The organism is Streptomyces thioluteus, assembly GCF_039535865.1.
Map to the genome: position 1 here is coordinate 1 of NZ_BAAAXZ010000084.1, position 23,268 is coordinate 23,268.

A 23,268-nucleotide genomic window follows, 5' to 3' on the forward strand; every position below is an offset into this window, starting at 1 on the left:
GACCTCGTCATCGACGTGGCGGGCCACTCCGTCAAGCGGGACGGCCAGGCGATCGCCTGACGCCGCTGGAGTTCGACCTGCTGGTTGGCCTGGCCTCGGAAGCCCTGCAGGTGTTCACCCGCGAGGTGCTCCTGGAGCAGGTGTGGGGCTACCGGCACGCCGCGACACGCGGCTGGTCAACGTGCACGTGCAGCGACTGCGCTCGAAGGTGGAGAAGGACCCCGAGCGTCCCGAGATCGTGGTGACGGTCCGCGGCGCCGGCTACAGGCCGGGCCGAGCTGACGTGACCGAGCGCCGGTGCCGCTCCGGGGCGGGGCGCGGAGCGGGCCTGCCGCGACAGCGGGCGGGGCACATATCTCTCTTCCGCCGGCTGTGGCGCGTCGGCCGGCTGCTGCCCGACGTGCCGCCGCCAGCGCCCGTCCATCCGGTGCTGCGGCTGTACGCGCGCTGGGTGCGGCGGCCCGCTGCTGCCGCCATGCGGCTGTGGCGGCGCAACATGCAGCTGCGGGTGGTCGCCACGACGCTGCTGATGTCGCTGAGGCAGTGGTGCTGCTGCTGGGGCTCGTCGTACATAGGGCAGGTGCGCACCACCGGACATTGTTTGCTGGAGGCAAGCAAGCGCAACGCCGCGCAGAGCCAGAGCACACGAGGGGCGGCTCAAGGCACTACCGCCCGAGGGACGCAGCGCGACGAGCGAGTGACCACCGCTCACGAGCGCATGTATTCGGACCGGCGCAGGACGCCTCCCAGACGGGCACGGCCACACGAGCTAATCCGGACCCCGGTGCCGGCCGACGGGTCTAGCGTCCAGCAGCAACCGACTCTGCACACCTGTGGTCAGTGCCCAGGGTGAGCTTTGTCTACCTATTACCGTGGTGCTTCTTCTTTCTCTTTTTGGTCGCGCTCCAGCTCGCAGGGGGTACGGCCGGCGCACGCGGTGGACGCGCCTGGCGCCCGTCCACGCGCGCGCGACTCGCGGACCCGTAGATCCCAGCCTCGAGAACGCAGCATTCACACCCCGAGCATTTTGTGTTATTTTTTGTTCTTTAGCGGCGCAAGCTGGAGACCCAGTCCGTGGTGCCCTGATGAGGAGACCGACCTCAGAGCGGTCACATGCGCCCACGCTCCTACGACGGACACTGAGGGCAGCCCGCGTTGGTCGTCGGCAGCGGCGCTCTAGCGACGTCAACACCTGTGTCTGTTGTCGTACCAGACTCCGTTCACTACCTCTACACACTCCGCTTGACACCACGCAGGAGGAGACCACACCGCCGCTAGTCCGAGCCCTGCGTCAAGGGACACGCTGCGCAGTCACGGCGTGTTACCATTCACTCGTGCGGACTCGTGTGCCATTCTCGCCTGGCGGGTTCGCGTGCACGAAGATCGTCACGCCCGTGCGCATGGCGCGAGCATCTCCGAGCACGGCTACGCTCGTGCGTGCGTGTGTGCTCCAGGAACGGATGAAGGTCAGCGGCGAGGACGACATCGCCCGGCTCGGCGAGGCGTTCAACAAGATGGCGCAGAACCTCCAGGTGAAGATCCAGCAGTTGGAGGAGCTGTCACGGATGCAGCGGCGGTTCGTCTCCGACGTCTCGCACGAGCTGCGGACGCCGCTGACCACCGTGCGGATGGCGGCGGAGGTCATCACGAGGCGCGGGACGGCTTCGACCCGGTCACGGCGCGCTCGGCGGAGCTGTTGTGGCGGGCAGCTGGACCGCTTCGAGTCGCTGCTGCGACCTGCTGGAGATCAGCCGGTTCGACGCGGCGCGGCCGCCCTGGAGGCGGAGCCGGTCGACCTGCGGGACGTGGTGAAACGGGTGATCGAGGGCGCGCTGCCGTTGGCGGACGCGCAAGGGCAGCCGGCTGCTCGTGGAGGGTGCGGAGGAGCGGTGGTCGCGGAGGCGGATTCCCGGCGCGTGGAGCGGGTGCTGCGCAACCTTGTCGTCAACGCCGTGGAGCACGGGGACGGGCGGGACGTGGTCGTGCGGCTGGCGATGGCCGGCGGCGCGGTCGCGGTGGCCGTCCGCGACTACGGCGTGGGGCTCAAGCCGGGCGAGGCGACGCGGGTGTTCAACCGCTTCTGGCGGGCCGATCCGGCGCGCGCCCGGACGACGGGCGGTACGGGTCTGGGCCTGTCCATCGCCGTGGAGGACGCGCGGCTGCACGGCGGCTGGCTCCAGGCGTGGGGGCGAGCCGGGCGGTGGTTCGCAGTTCCGGCTGACGCTGCCGTGCGCGGCGGGCGACGCGCTGCGCGGTTCGCCGATCCCGCTGGAGCCCGCGGACTCGCGGCGCAACCTGGGGCTGAACGAGGCCGGGTGCCGCTGTCCGACGACGCGTCGCAACGCGTCCGTACCCCCGCAGACGCGGCAGGCGCCGCCGCGCCGTGGACCCGGCGGGCGCTGCCGGGCAACGGCGCGCGCGTGGTGGCCCGGCCGGGCGGCGCGCCGGTGGACGGACGTACGGGACCCCAGGACCGGAGGCGGGCGTGAGGGGTATGAACAACGGCGTCCGGCGCCGTCGGCCGGTCACCGCGCTGGCGGCCGGCGCGGTCTGCGGCGGTCTGCTGGCGGGCTGCGCCTCGATGCCGGACAGCGGCGAGGTGGACTCCGTCGACTCCTCGCAGCGCGCGGACGCCGACGCGCAGGTGCGCGTCTACGGCGTGCCGCCGCGCAAGAACGAGCAGCCCGTGGAGCTCGTCAAGGGCTTCCTGGAGGCGACGACGAGCGACGACCCGGACTACGCCACCGCGCGGATGTACCTGGCGAAGAACGCCAAGCGGCAGTGGCAGCCGACCGTCTCCACGACGGTGCTGTCGGAGCCGATCCCGCAGGTGCAGGTCGAGGCCGGCGGCGGGGAGCGGGGGGCGGAGCTGACGGTCGTCCTCACCGGCAAGCAGGTGGCGCAGGTGGACGCCAAGCACGCGTACCGGCCGACGCCCGCGCCTACCGGCAGCGGATCCACCTCACGCGCGAGGACGGCGAGTGGCGCATCGACGCGCTGCCGGCCGGGCTGGTGGTGGGGCTCTCCGACTTCCAGCGCATCTACCGGTCGGTCAACAAGTACTACTTCGCCGAACTGGGCCCGCGGACGGGCGGGAAGGCGGGGGGACGTGCCTCGTCGCCGACCCCGTCTACCTGCGCAAGCGGATAGACACCGTGACCTCCGCGTGAAGGCGCTGCTCGACGGCCCCACGACCTGGCTGGACCCGGTGGCCGCGTCGGCCTTCCCGGCGGGCACGCGGCTGGAGGACGAGCGGCTGTCGCTGGACGACTCCAACAGCCTCAAGGTCCGCCTCAGCGAGCAGGCGGAGGCGGCCGGGCAGGACCAGTGCCTGCGGATGGCGGCGCAGCTCTTCTACACGGCGCAGGAGTCGGCGCGGGTCGACCGGGTGACGCTGCAGAGCAAGGGCGAGACGCTGTGCTCGCTCAACCGCGGGCGAAGCCCGCAGTTACGGGGCCGGACCAGACCGCCGGGCGGCCCCTCCGGCAGTACTTCCTCGACGAGCAGCACCGGCTGGCCGGGCTGGCCGACGGGGAGGACGAGCCGCAGCGCATGCCCGGACCGTTTCGGCGCGGACGGCGGGCCGCAGCTGCGGTCGGTGGCGGTGGACCCGCAAGGAGCGCCGTGCGGCGGGCGTGTCCCTGAACGGGCAGGCGCTGCACGTCGCGGACCTGGAGACGGGGGCGTCGCCGGGCGAGGCCCGGCTGACCGCCCGCGGCGGTTCGAAGGCGCCTGACCACGCCGAGCTGGGACGGCCTGGGCGACCTGTGGGTCGCGGATCAGGATCCGGACCGTCCGCGGCTGCTGCGGCTGCGCGGCGGTACGTGGGGTTCCCGAGGAGGTGCCGGTCGACGGGCTCAAGGGGCAGCGGATCACCGGGGTGCGGGTCGCGCCGCCGACGGGGTGGCGGATCGCGCTGCTGGTGGCCAACGGCGACCGGTTCGGGTCCTGCGGCTGGGCCCGGGTGGAGCGGCAGGGCAGTGGGGGAGACGGCCGGGGCTGGCGGTGCGGGAGCTGCGGTCGGTCGCGCCGAAGCTGGTGGACGTCGACGCCGTTTCGTGGGCCGGCGGGAGCCGCCTTCTGGTGGCGGGGAGCGAGCAGGGCGGGCTCCAGCAGGTGGAGTTCATAGACACGGACGGTTCGCTGTCCAACACCTCGGCGCTGCCGGGCATCACGGGCGTCGGGCGGCGTGGCGGCGCCGGAGGGCGCGGGCAAGTCGCAGGCTCTGCTCGTCGAGCGGGACGGCGGTCTCGTGCGGCTGTTGCCGGACACCAACTGGAAGCCCGTGGTCAAGGCGGGCTCCGCGCCGGTCTATCCCGGGTAGTGCCCGGATCCCGGGTGGCAGCCCGGTCGGCCGTCACGGCTCGTGGCCACGGGTCACCCTGGAGTTATCCACAGGGGTGGCGGTGGCCGTGCCGCGGCGGCAGAGTGGGCGCACTGCGTGGGTGGTGGCGGGAGATCGCCGGCCTGGTGCTGTGGCCGCGCCGAGTGCGCGGGGTGCGGGGCCGACCGGTGCGTGCTGTGCGAGGAGTGCCGCGAGGAAGTGGCGGGGCGGACCCCGGAGGGCCTGGCCGGACCCGGTGCCCGAGGGGCTGCCTCCGGTGTACGCCGCCGCGTGGTACGCGGACGCGGTGCGGGCGGCGCTGCTCGCGCACAAGGAGCGGGGTGCCCTGGCACTGGCGGAGGCGCTGGGCGGCGCGCTGGCGGGCGCGGTGGAGCGGGCCGGTGAGGTTGGCCGGGCCCGGGGCGGCAGGGACGGGAGTGGGCCCCTGGTGCTCGTGCCGGTGCCTTCCGCGCGGTCGGCGGTGGTCCGGAGGGGCCACGATCCGGTGCGGCGGCTGGCCGTGGTGGCGGCCGGGGTGCTGCGGCGTGCCGGGGAGGGGGCGTGCGTGGGAGCCGTGCTGCGGCAGAAACCGGGCCGTCGTGGACCAGGTGGGGCTGGACGCCTCGGGACGGTGCGCCAATGTCACGGGGGCCATGGCGGTGGCCGGCGGGGCGCCCGGTGGCGGTACGGGGATGCTCCGGTCGTGCTCGTGGACGACCTGATGACGACGGGCGCGTCCCTGGTCGAGGCGGCCCGCGCGGTCGGGGAGGCGGGCGGCCGGGTCGTGGGCGCGGCGGTCGTCGCGGTGCCGCCCCGGGAGTCGTCGCGAGGGCGCGGCCGGGGGGTGTGGGAGGGCTGGGCAGCGGGAAGTCGGTGTCAAGTGGAACGCGCCGGTAACGCCCGTCGTTCTTCAGGGAAACGGCCCGAGAACACCTGAATGGAGGTACGCCGAGGTTGGGGGTACCGACGGGCTTCCGAGCGAGATATGTTCGGTTGTGAGGAATCGCAGGAGCTATGCCTCGTATCTCCGGATTGGCGCGTTTTGTGCGCCGTCGAAGAAGCTGGATACGGGTGGGATGTAGATCTTGCGGCAGGGGGAGGAGGAGGTGAAACCGCCGTGTCGGTGGCTCCGGGTATCCCCGGGTCTGATGCAAGAGGGATGCGCTCCGCATCGTCGGCGGAGTGATCCGGGAACGGAGTTCTGCGTGGACATCGTCGTCAAGGGCCGCAAGACAGAGGTCCCCGAGCGCTTTCGCAAGCACGTGGCCGAGAAGCTGAAGCTGGACAAGATCCAGAAGCTCGACGGCAAGGTGATCAGCCTCGACGTGGAGGTGTCCAAGGAGCCCAACCCCAGGCAGGCCGACCGCTCGGACCGAGTGGAGATCACCGTGCGCGGACGCGGACCGGTGATCCGGGCGGAAGCCGCCGCGACAGATCCCTACGCCGCGCTGGACCTGGCCACGGCCAAGCTCGAGGCGCGGATGCGCAAGCAGCACGACAAGCGGCTCAGCCGCCGGGGCAACGGACGCATCCCCCGCGAGCGAGGTCCCGGCCGCCGTCGGCGCCGCGGAGCTCGACGCGAGCGGCCGGCTCGTCGCGGAGGAGACGGCCGGAGAGGTGCCGGTGGACCCGCATGGGCTCGCTGGAGATCCGGGGCGAGGGCCCCGTCGTGGTCCGCGAGAAGACCCACACCGCCGCTCCGATGTCGCTCGATCAGGCGCTCTACGAAATGGAGTTGGTGGGTCACGACTTCTACCTGTTCGTGGACGCGGAGAACAAGACGCCGAGTGTCGTCTACCGGCGGCACGCCTACGACTACGGCGTCATCCACCTCAACACCGACGCGTTCGCCGAGGAGATGCCCGGCGGCGCCGGAGGGGCGCTCGGCGGCTGAGCCGGGCCCGCGGCGCGGCGGTTGACGGCACAGCGGTCGACCGCGACACGCCACGGTGGCGCGCGGCCGCGGAGAAGTCGCCCGTGACGGTGTCCCGGAGCCCGAGGGTCTCCGGGGCACCGTCGTGCGGGCCGCGGGAGCACCGGGCCGCCGCCCGGCATGAAATCATGGGCGGGCGGCAACGGCCGGTCCGCGCGGACCGGTTGGGGGCGCCGTCAACAGTGCAACCGCGAGGCCACGGCCTTCAGGGGGAGGAACGATGGCGGACAGGTTCGGACCCCGTCTCCGGGCCCGGTGAGGACGGCGCCGCGGGTGCCCGCGAGGAGCGGGCCGCGGAGGGTTCCCGGGACGAACCGATCCGGGTGCTGGTCGTGGACGACCACGCGCTCTTCCGCCGCGGGCTGGAGATCGTGCTGGCCCACGAGGAGGACATCCTCGTCGTCGGGGAGGCCGGGGACGGGGCGGAGGCCGTCGACAAGGCCGCCGACCTGCTGCCGGACATCGTGCTGATGGACGTGCGCATGCCCCGGCGCGGCGGCATCGAGGCCTGTACCTCCATCAAGGAAGTGGCCCCCAGCGCCAAGATCATCATGCTGACGATCAGCGACGAGGAGGCCGACCTCTACGACGCGATCAAGGCCGGGGCCACCGGTTACCTCCTCAAGGAGATCTCCACGGACGAGGTGGCGACCGCGATCCGGGCGGTCGCCGACGGGCAGTCGCAGATCAGCCCCTCGATGGCGTCCAAGCTCCTGACCGAGTTCAAGTCGATGATCCAGCGCACCGACGAGCGGCGTCTGGTGCCGGCCCCCCGGCTCACGGACCGGGAGCTCGAGGTGCTCAAGCTCGTGGCCACGGGCATGAACAACCGTGACATCGCCAAGGAGTTGTTCATCAGCGAGAACACGGTGAAGAACCATGTGCGCAACATCCTGGAGAAGTTGCAGCTGCACTCCAGGATGGAGGCGGTGGTGTATGCGATGCGGGAGAAGATCTTGGAGATCCGTTGACCGGGGTGCTGTGGGCGTGGTCGGCGGCTGAGGGTCCGGGGGTTATCCCCCGGAGTGATGCAGTCGCTGACGCTCGGGGCGGTCAGGCCACGGCCTTCGTCAGCGCCTTCGCCAGGCCCGCGTCGTCGCACCGTTCGACGCGCACCGCGTCGCAGCCCACCCACTCCGCCGCCTCGCGCAGCGCCCGGGCCATCGGGGGCACCGCGGCGGCGCCGTCGAGCGAGACCTGCCGGGCCACCAGCGTCCGGCCCTCGCGGGCCGGGTCCACCCGGCCCACCAGCCGGCCGCCGGCCAGCAGAGGCATCGCGAAGTACCCGTGAACGCGCTTGGCCTTGGGCACGTACGCCTCCAGGCGGTGCGTGAAGCCGAAGATCCGCTCCGTGCGCGGCCGGTCCCAGACCAGCGAGTCGAAGGGGGACAGCAGCGTCGTCCGGTGCCGTCGGCCCTTCGCCACGGACTCCTCGGCCAGCGCCTCCGGGGCGGCCCACGCCGGCCGTGACCAGCCCGCCACCTCGACCGACACCAGACCCGTCTCCGCCAGGACCGCGTCGACCTGCTCGCCCTTGAGCCGGTGGTAGTCCGCCAGGTCCGCCCGGGTGGCCACGCCGAGCGCCGCCCCGGCCTGCGCGACCAGGCGCCGTATGCACGCGGCGTCGTCCAGGTCGTCGTGGAGGAGGGCGTCGGGCACCGCGCGCTCCGCGAGGTCGTACACCCGCTTCCAGCCCCGGCGTTCGGTGCAGACGACCTCGCCCGTGTCCAGCAGCCACTCGACGGCGATCTTCGTCTCGGACCAGTCCCACCACGGGCCGCCGTTCTTCGCGCCGCCCAACTCGGTCGCCGTCAGCGGCCCGTCGGACCTGAGCCGCTCGCGCACCGCCGCGCAGGAGCGCTCCGGCTCCGCCATCACATGCCAGCGGTGGCCGCGCGCCCGGAAGGCCCGCCTCCGGAAGGCGAACAGCGGCCACTCCTCGATGGGCAGCACGCACGCCGCGTGCGACCAGTACTCGAAGCCGTGCGCCGGCTGTGGCTCGCCGGCCCAGTACGCCTCCTCCACCGCCGTGCGGCCGACCGCGCCCAGCCGGGCGTACGGCACCAGTTCGTGCGAACGGGCCAGCACGGAAATCGTGTCCAGCTGGACCGCCCCCAGCCGGCGCAGCACTCCGCGTACCCCCGCCCGCCGGTCGGGGGCCCCGAGCAGGCCCTGGGCGCGCAGCGCCATGCGGCGCGCCTCGTCGGCGGAGAGCTGGACGGCGGCCCCAGGGCCCTTGGCGGCGGCGGTAGTTGTCATGCGGCCACCCTAGGACCGGCCACTGACATCGCCCCGTCACTCGTCCCCCGGGTACGGCAGGTACGGCGTCGGCGAGGGCAGATCCAGGTCCGAGGGGAGCAGCGTCGCCGTCCAGGCGTCGCGGCGCGTCCCGTTGTGCACGATCAGGCCGCGCACGGTGCCCTGCATCCGGAAGCCGCACTTCAGGGCGACCGCGCGCGAGCCCCTGTTGCCCGCCTCGGCGATCCACTCCAGCCGCTCCGCGCCCAGGTCCGTGAAGGCCCACCGGACGACCTCGCGGGCCGCCTCGGCGGTATAGCCGCGCCCGCGCTGCTCCTTGGCCGTCCAGTAGCCGATCTCCGCCTGCCGCGCGGGCTCGTCGAGGGCGAGCCGTATCAACGCCATCGCACCGACCAGCAGGCCCTCGTCCCGGGTGAACACACCGAAGGTGTACGCGGAATCGTCCCGCCAGCCTGCCGGACAGCTCTCCTCCGCATAGGCACGGGCGTGCTCGGGCGTGTACGGCGAGGGCACCACCGTGTAGCGCGGGATCTCCGGATCCTGGCACGCGGCGTGCACGGCCGGGGCGTCGGACGGCAGGAAGGGGCGCAGCACCAGACGCCCGGTGGTGAGGGATATGGCTTCCATGCGCGCAGAGCCTGTCACAGGCCGTGCGGCGGGCGGGAGGACGGCCGCGGCAACACCGCGCACCCCGGTTACCTCCGGCGGGCACTCCGCGGCCGCCCCGTTCGTTCATCGTGCGGGTGACAGCCGGCCTCGGGGATGACGGACCTCCCGGCGCGGTGGGGTCCTCGCTTACGATGGCCGTTGCGGCGGGGACTGCCCCGTCGTGCCCGCGCACCCTCTCCCCGCCGGTGGCGGGGGACAGCCAGTGCCAGGCCCGACCGGCAAGGAGTCAGCCTACGTGTCCGTCTTCGGCAAGATCATGCGTGCAGGAGAAGGCAAGATCCTGCGCAAGCTGCACCGCATCGCGGACCAGGTCAATTCCATCGAAGAGGACTTCATCCACCTCTCCGACGCCGAGCTGCGCGCCCTGACCGAGGAGTACAAGCAGCGCTACGCCGACGGCGAGAGCCTCGACGACCTGCTCCCGGAGGCGTTCGCGACCGTCCGCGAGGCCGCCAAGCGCGTGCTCGGCCAGCGCCACTACGACGTCCAGCTCATGGGCGGTGCCGCGCTGCACCTCGGATACGTGGCGGAGATGAAGACCGGTGAGGGAAAGACCCTCGTGGGCACTCTCCCCGCTTATCTGAACGCGCTCTCCGGCGAGGGCGTTCACCTCATCACGGTCAACGACTACCTCGCCGAACGCGACTCGGAAATGATGGGCCGGGTCCACAAGTTCCTCGGCCTGTCGGTCGGCTGCATTCTGGCCAACATGACTCCGGCCCAGCGCCGCGAGCAGTACGGCTGCGACATCACCTACGGCACCAACAACGAATTCGGCTTCGACTACCTGCGCGACAACATGGCGTGGTCGCAGGACGAGCTGGTGCAGCGCGGCCACAACTTCGCGGTCGTCGACGAGGTCGACTCGATCCTCGTCGACGAGGCCCGTACGCCGCTGATCATCTCGGGTCCGGCGGACCAGGCCACCAAGTGGTACGGGGACTTCGCCAAGCTGGTCACGCGGCTCAAGCGCGGCGAGCCGGCCAACCCGCAGAAGGGCATCGAGGAGACCGGCGACTACGAGGTCGACGAGAAGAAGCGCACGGTCGGCATCCACGAGTCCGGCGTGAGCAAGGTCGAGGACTGGCTGGGCATCGACAACCTCTACGAATCGGTCAACACCCCGCTCGTCGGTTACCTGAACAACGCCATCAAGGCGAAGGAACTGTTCAAGCTCGACAAGGACTACGTCGTCATGGACGGCGAAGTCATGATCGTCGACGAGCACACCGGCCGTATCCTCGCCGGCCGCCGCTACAACGAGGGCATGCACCAGGCGATCGAGGCGAAGGAAGGGGTGGACATCAAGGACGAGAACCAGACCCTCGCCACGATCACCCTGCAGAACTTCTTCCGCCTCTACAACAAGCTCTCCGGAATGACCGGTACGGCCATGACCGAGGCCGCCGAATTCCACCAGATCTACAAGCTCGGCGTGGTGCCGATCCCGACCAACCGTCCGATGCAGCGCATGGACCAGTCGGACCTGATCTACCGCACCGAGGTCGCGAAGTTCGACGCCGTCGTCGAGGACATCGCCGAGAAGCACGAGAAGGGCCAGCCGATCCTCGTCGGCACCACCTCCGTCGAGAAGTCCGAGTACCTCTCGCAGCAGCTGGCCAAGCGCGGCATCCCGCACGAGGTCCTCAACGCCAAGCACCACGAGCGCGAGGCGCAGATCGTCGCCCAGGCGGGCCGCAAAGGCGCCGTCACCGTGGCCACCAACATGGCCGGCCGCGGTACGGACATCAAGCTCGGCGGCAACCCCGACGACCTCGCCGAGGCGGAGCTGCGCCAGCGCGGCCTCGACCCGGAGGAGCACATCGACGAGTGGGCTGCCGCGCTGCCCGCCGCCCTCGAGAAGGCCGAGGCCGCGGTCAAGGCCGAGTTCGAGGAGGTCAAGTCGCTCGGCGGGCTCTACGTGCTGGGCACCGAGCGGCACGAGTCGCGCCGCATCGACAACCAGCTGCGCGGCCGCTCCGGCCGTCAGGGCGACCCGGGCGAGTCCCGCTTCTACCTCTCGCTGGGCGACGACCTGATGCGGCTGTTCAAGGCGCAGATGGTCGAGCGCGTGATGGCCATGGCCAACGTCCCCGACGACGTGCCGATCGAGAACAAGATGGTCACCCGGGCCATCGCCTCCGCCCAGTCGCAGGTCGAGCAGCAGAACTTCGAGACCCGCAAGAACGTCCTGAAGTACGACGAGGTCCTCAACCGCCAGCGCGAGGTCATCTACGGCGAGCGCCGGCGCGTCCTGGAGGGCGAGGACCTGCACGAGCAGGTCCAGCACTTCATGGACGACACCATCGACGCCTACATCCAGGCGGAGACCGTCGAGGGCTTCGCGGAGGAGTGGGACCTGGAGCGGCTGTGGGGCGCCTTCAAGCAGCTCTACCCGGTGCGGGTCACCATCGAGGAGCTGGAGGAGGCCGCGGGCGACCGTGCGGGCCTGACCGCCGAGTTCATCGCCGAGTCCGCCAAGGACGACATCCACGAGCAGTACGCGGCGCGCGAGGAGCAGCTGGGCTCCGACATCATGCGCGAGCTGGAGCGCCGCGTGGTGCTGTCGGTCCTGGACCGCAAGTGGCGTGAGCACCTCTACGAGATGGACTACCTCCAGGAGGGCATCGGCCTGCGCGCCATGGCCCAGAAGGACCCGCTGGTCGAGTACCAGCGCGAGGGCTTCGACATGTTCACCGCGATGATGGAGGGCATCAAGGAGGAGTCCGTCGGCTACCTGTTCAACCTGGAGGTCCAGGTCGACCAGCAGCTGGAGGAGGTGCCGGTGCAGCCCGGCGCCGAGGGCCCGTCCCTGGAGAAGATCGAGGATGCCGTGCCCGCCGCGGCCCGTCCGGAGATCCGCGCCAAGGGCCTGGACGCCCCGCAGCGGCCGGACCGGCTGCACTTCTCCGCCCCGACGGTGGACGGCGAGGGCGGTGTGATCGAGGGCGACTTCGAGGACGACTCCGTCACCCGCTCGTCGGCCGACGGCCTGACGCGGGCCGAGCGCCGCAAGGCCCAGAAGAACGGCGGCCGCCGCCGCAAGAAGTGAGGCGCGGGACATGACCGCCGGGGCGGGACACCGAGGGGTGTCCCGCCCCGGCGGCGTTCTCAGGCCCGGGCGCAGCCCAGCTCCACCGCGGAGCACCGCCAGCGCCGGTCCGTGCCCTGCTCAAGCCGGAAGGCCAGCGCCTCCAGCCGGTCACCGGAGACGATCCGCGCGTACGCCTCGATCACGCCGGGCCGCGGCTGGAACTCGTCGCAGCGGTGGACGAGCGGGGTTCTGCCGCCCGGGGCCGCCGGGCGCAGGGGCGCGCGGGGCGCCAGCTCGGCGAGCAGGTCGTAGGCAGCGGGCAGGGTGTGCCCGATCATGCGGTGGACCGGGCGCTGCCCGCTGAGGGTGAGCAGCAGCTGTTCGGCGAACCAGTAGCGCGGGATGCGTGCCCGTGCCTGCCGCGCGCGGCCGCCGGGCCGTCGCCCGGACGGCGGGAGTCGGTCCGCCGTGATGGTGCGCCCCGGTGGCTCGCGTTCCGGCCCGGCCCGGTGGTCCTGTTCAATGTCGTCGCCCCCTTCGGTCGGGGATCTTCTACCGGCGCGCCGACCGGCCGGACAAGGGCCCCGCGCGGCCCCGGGCAATTCACCTATCAGGGCGGTCTCCGCCCGATCGGTGCTGGTCACGGCGGTGCGCCGGGGAGCGGGCGGCGAGCGGGCCGGGCACTCCCGGCACTTCGAAGGGGGACTCGGCCCCGTATGCTGGCGGCACAACCGTAGGTACTCCGGAAAGCGGCGGTCATGCGCGTCTACGTCCCCCTGACCCTCCCCGGTCTCGCCGAGGCGCACCAGGCGGGCGAGCTCGGCCCCGCCCCCGTCGACGCCTACGCCGTCACCCCCCGCGCTGCGCGAGTGGTACACCTCCGACGACATGGAGGAGCTGGAGTACGCCGCGCTCGGCCGGGCCGCGCTGGGCTCGCTGCGCCGGCTCGCCGCCGACCCGGGCGCGGCACGCCGCCGGGTGGTCGTGGCGGTCGACGTACCGGACGCCGAGGTGGCCGTGGATCCGGACCGGGGGCTGGACCGGGACGCGGTCGGCGAGGTGCGGCTGGCGCGGCCGGTGCGGCTGGCCAAGGCGGCCGCCGTGCACGTGGACGCGGACGACGCCGAGGCGGACGTCGCGGCCGCCGCGGCGGCGCTGGGGCGCGGCGGACCAGGGCGACGACGACGCCCGGTTCACGGTGGACGGGGCCGAGGACCACGAGCTGATGTGGTTCGGGGTGCAGGAGATCCCCAACCTGATCTGAGCCCGGGGTCCGGGACGGGGCGCTGTCAGTGGCCCCCGGTACCGTCGTGACATGACTCAGCACGGCGCCCACATTGTCTGGGACTGGAACGGCACGCTGCTCCACGACGTCGATGCCGTCCTCGCGGCCACGAACGGTTCGTTCGAGGAGGTCGGCCTGCCGCCGATCACCCTGGAGCGCTATCGCGACCTGTACTGCGTGCCGGTTCCCCCGGTTCTACGAACGCCTCATGGGCCGCCTCCCCTCGGAGGAGGAGTGGCTGGCCATGGACGAGGCCTTCCACCGGCACTACGCGGCCCACGCGGTGGACGCCGCGCTGGCCGAGGGGGCGCGGCAGCTGCTGGAGGAGCGGCTGGCCGCCGGGCGCACCCAGTCGCTGTGCTCGCTGGCGCCGCACGAGCAGCTGATACCCCTGGTCAGGACCTATGGCATAGACCGGCACTTCGTCCGGGTGGATGGCCGCACCGGCCGGAGCGACCAGGGCAAGGCCCGTCAGATGGTCCGGCATCTCGCGGCGCTGGAGGGCATATCCCCGGAGCGGATCGTGGTCGTGGGGGACGCGCTGGACGACGCTTCGGCCGCCGCCCACGCCGGGGCGAAGGCGGTGCTCTACAGCGGCGGGTCGCACAGCCGGGCCAGTCTGGCCTCGGCGGGCGTGCCGGTGGCCGACACGCTGGCGGAGGCGGTCGAGGCGGCGGATCAGCTCGTGGTGTGAGGGCCCGGACGGGGCGGGCGGCGCCGGGCACTGTCCGGACCGTCAAAGTCGTGCGCCGGGTTTTGCCACAATCGCCTCATGACGAGCTCCCCCGGAAGAGCGATAGCCTTACCGGGTGATCAGCGCGATATCCGCCAGGGGCGACGACGCCGCTGTGCCGCGCCCGGTGCGTCACGACGCCCGGGCCTGCGCTGTCATTCGGATCCGGGCCCGTCGGGCACCGGCAGCTCGTTTCACAGGTCTGCCACAGTTGCCGCAGAACGGCCCGGTCACCCCTCATCCCGGCATAACGTCGAAGACGACCGGAGATTCCGCGTCCCGGCGTGATGCCTTCACCACCGATGTCACGCAACGGCGCGCGACAGGAGCCAGAGGACATGCAGACCAAGCTGGACGAAGCCAAGGCCGAGTTGCTCGTGCGGGCGGCCCGCGTCGCCGAGAACAGCCCGGCCGGGGGGGCACCACCGACCGGTGCGGAGGGTGAGAGCGGGCTCGCCGGGGACGCCCTGGCCGCCTACCTCCAGCGCTACTACCTGCACACCGCCCCCGAGGATCTGACGGGCCGCGACCCCATCGACGTCTTCGGCGCCGCGCTGTCGCACTACCGCCTCGCCGAGAACCGGCCGCAGGGCACCGCCAATGTGCGGGTGCACACCCCCACGGTCGAGGAGAACGGCTGGACCTGCAGCCACTCCGTCGTCGAGGTCGTCACCGACGACATGCCCTTCCTCGTGGACTCCGTCACCAACGAGCTGTCCCGGCAGAACCGCGGCATCCACGTCGTCATCCACCCGCAGATGATCGTCCGCCGCGATGTGACCGGCCGTCTGCTGGAGGTCCTCGGCTCCAACTGCGACGCGCACGGCGCCGGCAAGGACGCGGTCCTGCCGCACGACGCCCTCGTCGAGTCCTGGATCCACGTCGAGACCGACCGTGAGACCGACCGCGGCGACCTCAAGCAGATCACCGCCGACCTGCTGCGCGTCCTGTCCGACGTCCGCGAGGCCGTCGAGGACTGGGAGAAGATGCGCGACGCCGCGCTCCGCCTGGCCGACGGCCTGCCGGACGAGCCGGCCCCCGCCGACCTCCCGGTCACCGAGGTGGACGAGGCCCGCGAGCTGCTGCGCTGGCTCGCCGCGGACCACTTCACCTTCCTGGGCTACCGCGAGTACGAGCTGACCAAGGTCCCCTCCGCCGACGCCGGCGAGGAGGACGCGCTCACCGCCGTCCCCCGGCACCGGCCTGGGCATCCTGCGCTCGGACCCGGCCCACACCAGCCACGGCCACCACGAGGGCAACCACGCCCCGCTGGCCCGCCCGGCGTCCGCGTCCTTCAGCCGGCTCCCGGCCGACGCCCGCGCCAAGGCCCGCGAGCACAAGCAGCTCGTCCTCACCAAGGCCAACAGCCGTGCCACCGTGCACCGCCCGTCCTACCTGGACTACGTGGGCGTCAAGAAGTTCGACGCCGACGGCAACGTGACCGGTGAGCGCCGCTTCCTGGGCCTGTTCTCCTCGGCCGCGTACACCGAGTCGGTGCGCCGCGTCCCGGTGATCCGCCGCAAGGTCGCCCAGGTCCTGGCCGACGCCGGCTTCTCGCCCGACAGCCACGACGGGCGCGACCTGCTCCAGATCCTGGAGACCTACCCGCGCGACGAGCTCTTCCAGACCCCGGCCGACCAGCTGCGGTCCATCGCGACCAGCGTGCTCTACCTGCAGGAGCGCCGCCGGCTGCGGCTGTACCTGCGCCGCGACGAGTACGGCCGCTACTACTCGGCCCTGGTCTACCTGCCGCGCGACCGCTACACCACCGGCGTCCGCCTGCGGCTGATCGACATCCTCAAGGAGGAGCTGAACGGCGCCGGCGTCGACTTCACGGCCTGGAACACCGAATCGGTCCTCTCCCGGCTGCACTTCGTCGTCCGCGTCGAGCCCGGCTCCACCCTGCCCGAGCTCACCGAGGCCGACGAGGAGCGCATCGAGGCCCGGCTGGTGGAGGCCGCCCGCTCCTGGGCCGACGGCTTCGCCGAGACGCTCACCGCCGAGGTCGGCGAGGAGCGCGCCGCCGAGCTGCTGCGCCGCTACTCCCACGCCTTCCCCGAGGGCTACAAGGCCGACCACAGCCCCCGCGCCGCCGTCAACGACCTGGGCCACCTGGAGAAGCTGACCACGGGCGGCAGGCGACCGCGACTTCGAGTTCAGCCTCTACGAGCCGGTCGGCGCGGGCCCCCGGCGAGCGCCGCTTCAAGATCTACCGCACGGGCGCCCCCGTCTCGCTCTCCGCCGTCCTGCCGGTGCTCAACCGCCTGGGCGTCGAGGTCATCGACGAGCGCCCGTACGAGCTGCGCTGCTCGGACCGGACGACCGCCTGGGTCTACGACTTCGGTCTGCGGATGCCCGAGCACGTCGAGGGCGACGACGCGCGCGGCCGCTTCCAGGAGGCGTTCGCCGCCGTCTGGACCGGCGCCGCGGAGAACGACAACTTCAACAAGCTGGTGCTGCGCGCCGGCCTCGACTGGCGCCAGGCCATGGTGCTGCGGGCCTACGCCAAGTACCTGCGGCAGGCGGGGGTGACCTTCAGCCAGTCGTACATGGAGGACACCCTCAGCAACAACGTCCACACCACCCGCCTCCTGGTCAACCTCTTCGAGGCCCGGATGTCCCCGGCGCTCCAGCGCGCGGGCAACGAGCTGATCGACGGGCTGCTGGAGGAGCTGGAGGGCGCGCTCGACCAGGTGGCGAGCCTGGACGAGGACCGCATCCTGCGGGCCTTCCTCACGGTCATCAAGGCGACCCTGCGCACCAATCACTTCCAGAAGGACGGGGAGGGCAGGCCGCACGACTACCTCTCCATCAAGCTGGACCCGCAGGCCATCCCGGACCTGCCGGCGCCCCGCCCGGCTTTCGAGATCTGGGTCTACTCCCCGCGCGTCGAGGGTGTGCACCTGCGCTTCGGCAAGGTCGCCCGCGGCGGTCTGCGCTGGTCCGACCGGCGCGAGGACTTCCGCACCGAGATCCTGGGCCTGGTCAAGGCGCAGATGGTGAAGAACACCGTCATCGTGCCCGTCGGCGCCAAGGGCGGCTTCGTCGGCAAGCGGCTGCCGGACCCGTCGGTGGACCGTGACGCCTGGCTGGCCGAGGGCATCGCCTCGTACAAGACCTTCATCTCCGGTCTGCTCGACATCACCGACAACATGGTCGGCGGCGAGGTCGTCCCGCCCAAGGACGTCGTGCGCCACGACGAGGACGACACGTACCTCGTCGTCGCCGCCGACAAGGGCACCGCGACCTTCTCCGACATCGCCAACGAGGTCGCCGAGTCCTACGGCTTCTGGCTGGGCGACGCGTTCGCCTCCGGCGGCTCGGCCGGCTACGACCACAAGGGGCATGGGCATCACCGCCCGCGGCGCCTGGGAGTCGGTCAAGCGCCACTTCCGCGAGCTGGGCCACAACACCCAGACCGAGGACTTCACCGTCGTCGGCGTCGGCGACATGTCCGGCGACGTCTTCGGCAACGGCATGCTGCTCTCCGAGCACATCCGCCTGGTGGCCGCCTTCGACCACCGCCACATCTTCATCGACCCGACCCCGGACGCGGCCACCTCCTACGCCGAGCGCCGGCGCCTGTTCGAGCTGCCCCGCTCGTCGTGGGCCGACTACGACAAGGCGCTGCTGTCCAAGGGCGGCGGGATCCACCCGCGCACGGCCAAGTCGATCCCGGTCAACGCGCACGTCCGCGAGGCCCTCGGCATCGAGGCGGGCGTCACCAAGATGACCCCGGCCGAGCTGATGAAGGCCATCCTGCGGGCCCCGGTCGACCTGCTGTGGAACGGCGGCATCGGCACCTACGTCAAGTCCTCCGCCGAGTCCCACGGGGACGTCGGCGACAAGGCCAACGACGCCATCCGTGTGGACGGCCGGGACCTGCGGGTCAAGGTCGTCGGCGAGGGCGGCAACCTGGGCCTGACCCAGCTCGGCCGCATCGAGTTCGCCCTGGCGGGCGGCAGGATCAACACCGACGCCATCGACAACAGCGCCGGCGTGGACACCTCCGACCACGAGGTGAACATCAAGATCCTGCTCAACGCCCTGGTGACCGACGGCGACATGACCGTCAAGCAGCGCAACAAGCTGCTGGCGCAGATGACCGACGAGGTCGGCGAGCTGGTCCTGCGCAACAACTACGCGCAGAACGTCGCCCTGGCCAACGCCGTGGCCCAGGCCCCCAGCCTGCTCCACGCCCACCAGCGGATCATGCGCCGCCTCAGCCGCGAGGGCCACCTGGACCGCGGGCTGGAGTTCCTGCCCACCGACCGGCAGATCCGCGAGCGGCTCTCCGCCGGGCGCGGGCTGTCCCAGCCCGAGCTGGCGGTCCTCCTCGCCTACATCAAGATCACCGCGGCCGAGGAGCTGCTCACCACCGGGCTGCCGGACGACCCGTACCTGCAGCGCCTGCTCTACGCCTACTTCCCGACCGCGCTGCGGCAGTCGTTCGGCGAGCAGATCGACCACCACGCGCTGCGCCGCGAGATCGTGACGACCGTCCTCGTCAACGACACGGTCAACTCCGGTGGTTCGACCTTCCTGCACCGCCTGCGGGAGGAGACCGGGGCCTCGTTGGAGGAGATCGTCCGGGCGCACACCGCCGCCCGCGAGATCTTCGGCCTGAACGCCGTGTGGGACGCGGTCGAGGCGCTGGACAACACGGCCGCCGCCGACGTCCAGACGCAGGTGCGGCTGCACTCGCGGCGCCTGGTCGAGCGCGGCACCCGCTGGCTGCTCAACAACCGGCCGCAGCCGCTCGAGCTCGCGGAGACCATCGCCTTCTTCCGCGACGGCGTGGCCACGGTCTGGGCCGAGCTGCCCGAGCTGCTGCGCGGCGACGACATCGAGTGGTGGAAGTCCATCCACGACGAGCTCGCCACCGCCGGGGTCCCGGACGAGCTGGCGGTCCGGGTGGCCGGCTTCTCCTCGGTCTTCCCGGCGCTGGACATCGTCGCCATCGCGGAGCGCACGGGCAAGGAGCCGCTGTTCGTCGCGGAGGTCTACTACGACCTCGGCGACCGGCTGCACATCAGCCAGCTGATGGACCGGATCATCGAGCTGCCGCGCTCCGACCGCTGGCAGTCGATGGCCCGCGCCTCCATCCGCGAGGACCTGTACGCCTGCCACGCCGCGCTGACCGCCGACATCCTCTCGGTGGGCAACGGCTCCTCGACGCCGGAGCAGCGCTTCACGGCGTGGGAGGAGAAGAACGCGCCGATCCTGGCCCGGGCCCGCACCACGCTCGACGAGATCCGCGGTTCGGACTCGTTCGACCTGGCGAACCTGTCGGTGGCCATGCGGACGATGCGGACGCTGCTGCGCACGCACACCTGACGGCGGTGAGGAGAGGGGGCGGCCCCGGGGTGTTCACCCCGGGGCCGCCCCCTTTTTCACGTTCTGGTTCCTGCCGGTTCCGCTGGTGTTGGCGGCCCGGCCGCCCGGGCCTGCTGCCCTGGGTCCGGTGGTTCCTACGGTGGAGGTGCGGTGGTCTCGGGTCGGTACGCGGCGGGTTCGTCCGGGCTGCCGGCGGTCGCGTCGTGACGCAGGGCGTGCCGTGGTCCGCGGCCGGGGCCGATCCTGAACACCCAGGCCCGGTAGGCCCAGAAGCGGAACAGGGTGGCCGTTCCGATGCCCAGGAACTTGAACGCGTTGTTCTGGAACGGGGTGTCCCAGCCGAAAGCGTAGGTGGCGACGTAGAGCACCCCGTTCTCGATGACCAGGCCGGCGGCGCTGAAGATGGCGAAGAGGGCGACCTCGCGGCTGGGGCGGCCGCGGTCGCGGTCGCGGTAGGTGAAGTACCGCAGGCCCAGATAGTTGAAGGCGATGGCGACGACGGTGGCGATCACGCTGCACCGGACGACGGGGAGGCGGGTGATGCCCCGGCAGAGGTTGAAGACGCCGAAGTTGACGAAGATCCCGATGCCGCCGACCGTGCCGAACTTCGCGAATTCCCGGCCGAGCGCCAGCAGCCTCGTCGGGCCGTTCGGACGTCTCCCTCTTGCCTTCACCTGTCGCAAGGGCATCTCCCGATACGTTCGCCACGCATAGCGGACATTGCACGCAGACAGCCGATTGTAGTGTAATTTCCCGCGAAAACTAACGCGGTGCGACCATGCGACGACAAAGCGCGAGGACGGTGGCATGACAGAGGCGGTACTGCTCGTCGGCGGCAAGGGCACACGGCTCCGGCCCCTCACCCTCCACACGCCCAAGCCCATGGTCCCCGCCGCCGGGTGTGCCCTTCCTCGCCCACCAGCTGGCCCGTGCCCGGGCCGCCGGCGTCGAGCACGTCGTCCTCGCGACCTCCTACCTCGCGGAGGTCTTCGAGCCGTACTTCGGCGACGGCTCGGCCCACGGGCTGCGGCTGACCTACGTCACCGAGCGCGAGCCGCTCGGCACCGGCGGGGCGATCCGCGGCGCGGCCGACGCGCTGGACGCCCGGCCCGGCGACAGCGTGCTGGTCCTCAACGGCGACATCCTCACCGGCCTGGACATCCGCGGCCTGCTCCACCGGCACGAGCGGGCCCGGGCGGACGTGACGCTGCACCTCACCCGGGTCGCCGACCCCCGGGCGTTCGGGCTGGTGCCCACCGATCCCGACGGCCGCGTCCTGGCCTTCACCGAGAAGCCCCGGCGCCCGGAGGAGATCGTCACGGACCAGATCAACGCCGGCTGCTACGTCTTCCGCCGCGAGGTCATCGACACCGTCCCCGTCGGCCGGCCGGTCTCGGTGGAGCGCGAGACCTTCCCCGGCCTGCTGGCCGCGGGCGCGCTGCTGCACGGCGTGGTGGACGCCTCGTACTGGCTGGACCTGGGCCGGCCGGCCTCCTTCGTCCAGGCCTCCGCCGACCTGGTGCGCGGCATCGTCCGCTCCCCGGCCGTGCCCGGTGAGCCCGGCGAGCACCTGGTGCTGCCCGGGGCCCACGTCGAGCCCGGGGCGCGGCTGGGAGGGGGCACGGTCGTCGGCGCGGGGGCCCGTGTCGCGGCCGGTGCCGAGGTCGAGGGGACCGTCGTGCTGGACGGCGCCCGCATCGAGGAGGGCGCCCGGGTGCGCGCGTCCATGGTCGGCGCCGGGGCGCGGGTCGGCCCCCGTACCGTGCTCGACGGCGCCGTCGTCGGCGACCGGGCCGACATCGGCGCGGACAACGAGCTGCGCGACGGTGCCCGCGTCTGGTGCGGCACCACCATCCCCGACGCGGCCATCCGCTTCTCCGCGGCCTGAACCGAGAACCCCTACGCGACGAGGACAGCCCCCATGAGCGTTCCGCACACCGTCCTGACCCCCCTGCCCGCCGAGTGGGGCCGCACCGCGACGACCGTGGTGATGCCCACGTACAACGAGGCGGAGAACCTCCCGATGATGGCCGAGGCGCTGATGGCCCTGCCGCTGGAGGGACTGCGGCTGCTCGTCGTCGACGACGGCAGCCCCGACGGCACCGGCGCCGTCGCCGAGCAACTGGCCGAGAAGTACCACGAGCCGGGCCGGTCCCGGGTGGCCGTCCTGCACCGCACCGCCAAGGAGGGCCTGGGCCGGGCCTACGCGGCCGGCATGGCGCGGGCCGTCGAGGACGGCGCGGCGTACGTGCTGCAGATGGACGCCGACGGCAGCCATCCGGCCGACAAGATCGCCGAGTTGCTCGGCGTCGCCCTGTCCACCGGCGCGGACGTCGTCGTCGGCAGCCGCTACGTGCCGGGCGGGACGCTCTCCGCCGCCTGGGGCACCCACCGCAGGCTGCTCTCGCGCTGGGCCAACACCTACGCCGGCACCATCCTCGGCACCCGGCTGCGCGACATCACCGGCGGCTTCAACCTCTGGAGCGCGGCGGCCCTGCGCGCCCTGGACCTCGACACCGTGGACAGCGCGGGCTACAGCTTCCAGGTCGAGACCAAGTACCGGGCGCTGCGGGCCGGATTCACGGTCGTGGAGGTGCCCATCCACTTCGAGGACCGCACCGTGGGGGAGTCGAAGATGAACCTGGCCGTGCAGCTGGAGTCGGTCGCCGTGCCCTGGCGGCTGCGGGCCAGAACCCTGCGCGCGGGCGGCGGCCGGACCAGCTGACGCATGATTCCTCGCGCCGTCCGCGCGCACCCGGCGCTGTGGGGCGCCGCCCTGCTCCCGGCCGCCCTGCTGCTGGCGATGACCGTACGGCTGCCCTGGGCCGGGGACCTGGGGATGCACGCGGCGGTCGTGGAACGGCTGCGCGCCGACCTGCCGCACCCGGGCCATCCGCTGGTGGCCGCCGACGCCCCCAGCCCCTACTACTCGCCGTGGACCGTCCTGCTCGCGCTGGCCGCGCGGGCAACGGGCCTCGGCGGTCTCCAGGTGCTGCACCTTGCCGCGTTCGCCGGGCTCGTCCTGTTCGTCACCGGCGTCGCCGCCTTCGTCCGCACCCTGACCGGCCGCCCGGCCGCCGTTCCGCTCGCCCTGCTGTGCGTGCTGCTGCTGCACGGGACGCGGCTGTTCGCCTGGAGCGGGGTGCCCGGGCTGACCTCGCTCGCCCTGACCCTCGCCTACCCGAGCTCCCTCGCGCTCGGCCTCGCCCTGCACCTGTGGGCGCTGCTGCGCCGCGCGGTCGCGGAGGACCGGGGCCTCGCCGCCTTCCTCGCGCTGGGGCTGCTGTTCGCCGTGGTGCTGCTGGTGCACCAATTCACGGGGGCGGTCGCGGCGTTGGGGGCGGCGGCCGTGCTGGCGCGCGGTGGGGCGCCGCGTGTGGGGCAGGGTGGCCGCGGCGGGCGGCCTCGCGCTCGGGGCGCTGTGGGCCTGGCCCTACTACCCCTTCTTCGCGCTCTCCGGCGCGGACGGCCTCGACGCGATCCACCGGCCGCTCTACGCCCATCTGTTGGGGAAGTTCTGGCTGCTCGCGCCGGGCGTCGCCGCGCTCGTCGCACGGTGGCGCCGCGACCGGCGCGACCCGCTCGCCCTGCTCTTCGCCGCCGGCCTCACGGTCTTCGCGGCGGGCGGCTGGAGCGGGCACTGGGCGTGGGGCCGGGTCCTGCCCGCCGTCCTCCTGCCCGCCCAGTTCGCGCT

General features: G+C 72.2%; 11 protein-coding genes and 10 pseudogenes. 17 read left to right on the plus strand and 4 right to left on the minus strand.

From position 1 onward, the window contains the following. From ABD794_RS10925 to ABD794_RS10965, 10 genes and pseudogenes are all read left to right on the plus strand, one after another. Nucleotides 1-274, plus strand: a pseudogene (locus ABD794_RS10925) (winged helix-turn-helix domain-containing protein); the annotation flags it as partial. A 96-nt stretch (nt 275-370) separates the two neighbouring features. Then, nucleotides 371-652: pseudogene (locus ABD794_RS10930) on the plus strand (two-component sensor histidine kinase); the annotation flags it as partial. A gap of 727 nt (nt 653-1,379) precedes the next feature. Then, nucleotides 1,380-2,489: pseudogene (mtrB, locus tag ABD794_RS10935) on the plus strand (MtrAB system histidine kinase MtrB); the annotation flags it as partial. A 92-nt stretch (nt 2,490-2,581) separates the two neighbouring features. Next, a pseudogene (locus tag ABD794_RS19320) lies at nt 2,582-3,150 on the plus strand (LpqB family beta-propeller domain-containing protein). After that, nucleotides 3,110-3,736, plus strand: coding sequence for a GerMN domain-containing protein (locus ABD794_RS19325; RefSeq protein WP_486389119.1), 627 nt, complete (start codon nt 3,110-3,112; stop codon nt 3,734-3,736). Before ABD794_RS19320 ends, ABD794_RS19325 begins: the two are co-directional and overlap by 41 nt. A 105-nt stretch (nt 3,737-3,841) precedes the next feature. Next, nucleotides 3,842-4,129 (plus strand): hypothetical protein, encoded by a 288-nt coding sequence (locus ABD794_RS10945; protein WP_344962724.1) that lies wholly within the window; start codon nt 3,842-3,844, stop codon nt 4,127-4,129. A 60-nt stretch (nt 4,130-4,189) separates the two neighbouring features. Next, entirely contained in the window at nt 4,190-4,324 is a 135-nt protein-coding gene (locus ABD794_RS10950; RefSeq protein ID WP_344962726.1) for a hypothetical protein, read from the plus strand. 256 nt (nt 4,325-4,580) lie between these two features. After that, complete coding sequence (locus ABD794_RS10955; RefSeq protein WP_344962728.1) at nt 4,581-5,261, plus strand: ComF family protein; 681 nt, start codon at nt 4,581-4,583, stop codon at nt 5,259-5,261. Between the two features lie 268 nt (nt 5,262-5,529). Next, nucleotides 5,530-6,218, plus strand: a pseudogene (gene hpf / locus ABD794_RS10960) (ribosome hibernation-promoting factor, HPF/YfiA family). Nucleotides 6,219-6,439: 221 nt separating this feature from the next. Further along, entirely contained in the window at nt 6,440-7,228 is a 789-nt protein-coding gene (locus ABD794_RS10965) for a response regulator (protein WP_425585994.1), read from the plus strand. Nucleotides 7,229-7,310: 82 nt separating this feature from the next. Here ABD794_RS10965 and ABD794_RS10970 read toward each other — a convergent pair whose 3' ends face one another. Further along, on the minus strand, nt 7,311-8,516 hold the full coding sequence (locus ABD794_RS10970) for a winged helix-turn-helix domain-containing protein (protein WP_344962730.1): 1,206 nt from the start codon (nt 8,514-8,516) through the stop codon (nt 7,311-7,313). 36 nt (nt 8,517-8,552) lie between these two features. Continuing rightward, on the minus strand, nt 8,553-9,143 hold the full coding sequence (locus ABD794_RS10975; RefSeq protein WP_344962732.1) for a GNAT family N-acetyltransferase: 591 nt from the start codon (nt 9,141-9,143) through the stop codon (nt 8,553-8,555). 277 nt (nt 9,144-9,420) lie between these two features. Between ABD794_RS10975 and secA the strand changes: the two genes are divergently transcribed. After that, the gene (secA, locus tag ABD794_RS10980; RefSeq protein WP_344962734.1) at nt 9,421-12,237 is read left to right on the plus strand and encodes a preprotein translocase subunit SecA; all 2,817 of its coding nucleotides are present in this window, start codon (nt 9,421-9,423) and stop codon (nt 12,235-12,237) included. Nucleotides 12,238-12,296: 59 nt separating this feature from the next. On the opposite strand, the gene ABD794_RS10985 is transcribed toward secA, so the two are convergent. Then, nucleotides 12,297-12,863: an Rv3235 family protein gene (locus tag ABD794_RS10985; RefSeq protein ID WP_344962736.1), complete on the minus strand. Its 567-nt coding sequence runs from the start codon at nt 12,861-12,863 to the stop codon at nt 12,297-12,299. A 114-nt stretch (nt 12,864-12,977) separates the two neighbouring features. Here ABD794_RS10985 and ABD794_RS10990 point away from each other — a divergent pair. The 3 pseudogenes from ABD794_RS10990 to ABD794_RS11000 all read left to right on the plus strand — a co-directional run bounded on the left by ABD794_RS10990 (nt 12,978) and on the right by ABD794_RS11000 (nt 19,574). Continuing rightward, nucleotides 12,978-13,483, plus strand: a pseudogene (locus ABD794_RS10990) (DUF6912 family protein). Nucleotides 13,484-13,534: 51 nt separating this feature from the next. Beyond that, nucleotides 13,535-14,198: pseudogene (locus ABD794_RS10995) on the plus strand (HAD family hydrolase). Nucleotides 14,199-14,575: 377 nt separating this feature from the next. After that, nucleotides 14,576-19,574, plus strand: a pseudogene (locus ABD794_RS11000) (NAD-glutamate dehydrogenase). A 134-nt stretch (nt 19,575-19,708) separates the two neighbouring features. Here ABD794_RS11000 and ABD794_RS11005 read toward each other — a convergent pair. Then, the gene (locus tag ABD794_RS11005) at nt 19,709-20,263 is read right to left on the minus strand and encodes a GtrA family protein (RefSeq protein WP_425585993.1); all 555 of its coding nucleotides are present in this window, start codon (nt 20,261-20,263) and stop codon (nt 19,709-19,711) included. A 118-nt stretch (nt 20,264-20,381) separates the two neighbouring features. On the opposite strand from ABD794_RS11005, the pseudogene manB reads away from it, so the two are divergent. From manB to ABD794_RS11020, 3 genes and pseudogenes are all read left to right on the plus strand, one after another. Further along, nucleotides 20,382-21,462 (plus strand): annotated as a pseudogene (gene manB / locus ABD794_RS11010) (mannose-1-phosphate guanylyltransferase). Between the two features lie 33 nt (nt 21,463-21,495). After that, complete coding sequence (locus ABD794_RS11015; RefSeq protein ID WP_344962738.1) at nt 21,496-22,299, plus strand: polyprenol monophosphomannose synthase; 804 nt, start codon at nt 21,496-21,498, stop codon at nt 22,297-22,299. A gap of 3 nt (nt 22,300-22,302) precedes the next feature. Then, nucleotides 22,303-23,268: pseudogene (locus ABD794_RS11020) on the plus strand (hypothetical protein); the annotation flags it as partial.